Annotated in this window: 5 protein-coding genes and 1 tRNA gene; 2 read left to right on the forward strand and 4 right to left on the reverse strand. The window is 52.2% G+C overall.

The window, feature by feature from the left end:
* The 3 genes from AMM33_RS19085 to AMM33_RS19090 all read right to left on the reverse strand — a co-directional run.
* A partial coding sequence (locus tag AMM33_RS19085) for a transposase (RefSeq protein WP_194945577.1) occupies positions 1-676 on the reverse strand: 676 nt, incomplete at its 3' end.
* 2 nt (positions 677-678) lie between these two features.
* Entirely contained in the window at positions 679-837 is a 159-nt protein-coding gene (locus AMM33_RS22155; protein ID WP_194945578.1) for a hypothetical protein, read from the reverse strand.
* 101 nt (positions 838-938) lie between these two features.
* Positions 939-1014 (reverse strand) — tRNA-Arg (locus tag AMM33_RS19090).
* A 144-nt stretch (positions 1015-1158) separates the two neighbouring features.
* Between AMM33_RS19090 and AMM33_RS19095 the strand changes: the two genes are divergently transcribed.
* The gene (locus tag AMM33_RS19095; protein WP_090142846.1) at positions 1159-1683 is read left to right on the forward strand and encodes a c-type cytochrome; all 525 of its coding nucleotides are present in this window, start codon (positions 1159-1161) and stop codon (positions 1681-1683) included.
* A gap of 44 nt (positions 1684-1727) precedes the next feature.
* Here AMM33_RS19095 and AMM33_RS19100 read toward each other — a convergent pair whose 3' ends face one another.
* Positions 1728-2360 (reverse strand): DUF2946 family protein, encoded by a 633-nt coding sequence (locus AMM33_RS19100; protein WP_369802476.1) that lies wholly within the window; start codon positions 2358-2360, stop codon positions 1728-1730.
* Positions 2361-2421: 61 nt separating this feature from the next.
* Here AMM33_RS19100 and AMM33_RS19105 point away from each other — a divergent pair.
* The coding region (locus AMM33_RS19105; RefSeq protein ID WP_194945579.1) for a DUF4372 domain-containing protein at positions 2422-2784 on the forward strand (363 nt) is incomplete at its 3' end.

Raw genomic sequence — 2784 nt, forward strand, 5'->3', positions numbered from 1 at the left:
TGCCAGCACTCGTGTATGCGGGCCACATGTCCATGGCCACCGCTTTGACCGACGCACTCTGCGCAGGCGTGAGCGTTTSCAACAAACTCACGGCCGCCGCCAGCTTTCTGTCTGGCACCAAGTCCAGCACCCTCCAGCTGTCAATATCAGTCAAGATGCTGGCGTAGGTGTGACCTCTTTCAGAACTCTTCTCATCGATACCGATGTAACTGATTTCGTCCTCGGTTCTGCGCAGCATGCCGCGCACAACGGCATTGTTCATGATGGTATTGACCGTGCTCCAGGAAAGACGGGTGAGCGTGAAAACAGCTTGCTTGGTGGGGCAGGCCTGCAGCAGTTTGATCACGAAGGCCACCATCAAGGTGGTCACGCGGCTGTAGCGCTCGGCGCATGGCACCGTCAGTTCTTCAACCGTGCCGTCGGCATATTTGAGCTGGGGAACCCGTGCCTTGATGAGGGTCTCGAACTGGCAAGTGTCCAGGTGGCGCCATTGGCGCTCGGTCCATCCGTTGATGTGAGCCCTCTTGGTGGCGTCAGTGGGGTCGCCCCACACTTGGCCCTTCTTCAAAACCACCTCAACCACAACACGCTGATCGGCTAAGCACAGGTCCACCTTCTTGTCAGACCATGGGGCCTTCAATTCAAGAAGATGCTCATACAGTGCGGCATCTTTCATGTTCAAGCTGGAAATTTTGAATCACTGGATTGTCCCGCAGCAAGCGAAAAATCACAGTGAAATTGACGAAGAACCGATTTTTTATTAGCGCCATGTCTTGCATCAATGGAGCCACCTAAATGTTGCTGCATGCATATGGTCTTTTTCAGAGCATTGCCCATGCGTTTGAGCCATACGGTCGTACAGGCTGCCCTCGTAACGCCTCCCTTGATCTTTTAAACACAAACAAAAACGCCACCGCGAAGGGTGGCAAACTTGAGTATGGTGCGGCTGGCGGGGATCGAACCCACGACCCTTGGCTTCGGAGGCCAATACTCTATCCACTGAGCTACAGCCGCATTTCACAGATCCATCTGCATTATCTCACGGCCTGACGCTGTGGCTTTTCTTTGCAAGCTTTTCCCAATGGTGGGCAGCTATAATAGTTGGTTGATTCCGGTCAATCCCCTGGCCCGAGCGGACTAGCCCCAAAAGAGGATCCCATGAGCAACAACAGCCACGACCAACACGAAGCCCACACCGGCCCGGTGAAAACACCCAAGCAAATGCTGATGTTGAGCATTGCATCTTTTGTAATTCCCGTTTTCATCATCATTGGTTTAGTGTTTTATGTCACTTCAGCAAACAAGAATGCCCCTGGCAGCAGCGATGCTGAAAGGGCAGTTGCACAACGCATTCAGAAGATTGGTTCAGTTGAGGTGCGTGATGCCAATAGACCCCTGAAATCTGCCGATGAAGTTTACAAAGCCCAGTGCGCAGCTTGCCATGCTACTGGCGCGGCTGGAGCTCCTAAGTTTGCTGACGCTAGTGCTTGGGGACCACGGATCAAACAAGGTCTGGAAAATCTTGTCAACTCATCCCTCAAGGGTAAGGGTGCCATGGGTGCACAAGGTGGTGGTGATTTCAATGACACAGAAATTGCCCGCGCTGTGGTTTACATGGCCAACAGTGCAGGCGGTAAATTTGATGAACCCAAAGCAGTCGCTGAAAAAAGCGATCAAAAATAAATAGGGTATTGCACCCAGTTTGAACCGGCCTGTGGCCGGTTTTTTTATCCCAACTTAGTCAATAAAAATTCTGTTTGTGGACTCTTTCTGAAATTGTAGTGTTCAGACAGCTCCTTGACTCGGCATTCTTTTGCTTCCCACAAGCCTTGTGTAATGGCTTCGGCCAGCATCAAGACATCCAGTGTGTGCACGAGGCCCAGTCCCATTGTGGTGTTCAAGTATGCATACCCCCATTCATCTACCAGACAGCTCAGGACCTGCGTTGCTTGACCTGTATGGGAAGTGGCGTTAAAACTAGCGTCGAGCCTAAATATGTGCGGAGTGGATTCAAGTTCAACATAGACTCGTTGCGGTCCATTTTGAAAATACCAGCGACCTTTGGCATCTGCATCATAGTTGCGGTTAATGAATTCAATGAGTTTTTCGTGACGGAGCACCGATCCCCTGGCCCCCGGTTCTGCGCTTTGAAATGCCCCCATTGTTTGAACACTGTCATCACGCATACGCCATTGACCACGATTGTCTAAGCCCAGCCAACCATAACAATCAGGCACGTTTGGCCACTTCGTCATGGCTTTTTGAACGATCTCATCCATCAGTAGTGTCCGATTTATTTGACAGCCAACCCGCTGCAAGCGAGTAACGGCAAGGGTTTCAGAGGTTTCATGGGTGTCCACGATTTGAATTTGATTTTGCGCACTAGGCATGCTCCAGGGGTTCAATCACCTGGGGATGCCCATGAACGCAGGCAAAACCTTGTTCGCGCAGGTCATGGACTTTGTGCCTTGGAAGACCTTTGGCCGCATCGCCCTGCGCCATCGAGGCGATGCCGGGGTGCGCACGCTCAGCTGTACCGAGCTGTTTCGCATCATGGCGTTTGCCCAACTGACTTGGCCCGAGTCTTTGCGCGACATCGAAGCGTCTTTGACGGCCAATCAGTCCAAAATTTTTAACATGGGCATGCGCCACATTCCTGCACGCTCGACGCTGGCCGATGCCCTGAATTCTCGAGACTGGCGCATTTACCATGCTCTGGCGATGCGATTGATCGACCGAGCCCGCAGACTGTACGCCCAAGAACCTATGGGCGTGGATTTGGAT

The organism is Limnohabitans sp. DM1 (genome assembly GCF_001269385.1).
Lineage (GTDB): Bacteria > Pseudomonadota > Gammaproteobacteria > Burkholderiales > Burkholderiaceae_C > Limnohabitans_A.

Excerpts from the sequence above, each read along its gene's own strand:
- AMM33_RS22155 (WP_194945578.1), bottom strand. The coding sequence starts at position 837 with ATGGGCAATGCTCTGAAAAAGACCATATGCATGCAGCAACATTTAGGT.
- AMM33_RS19095 (WP_090142846.1), top strand. The coding sequence starts at position 1,159 with ATGAGCAACAACAGCCACGACCAACACGAAGCCCACACCGGCCCGGTG.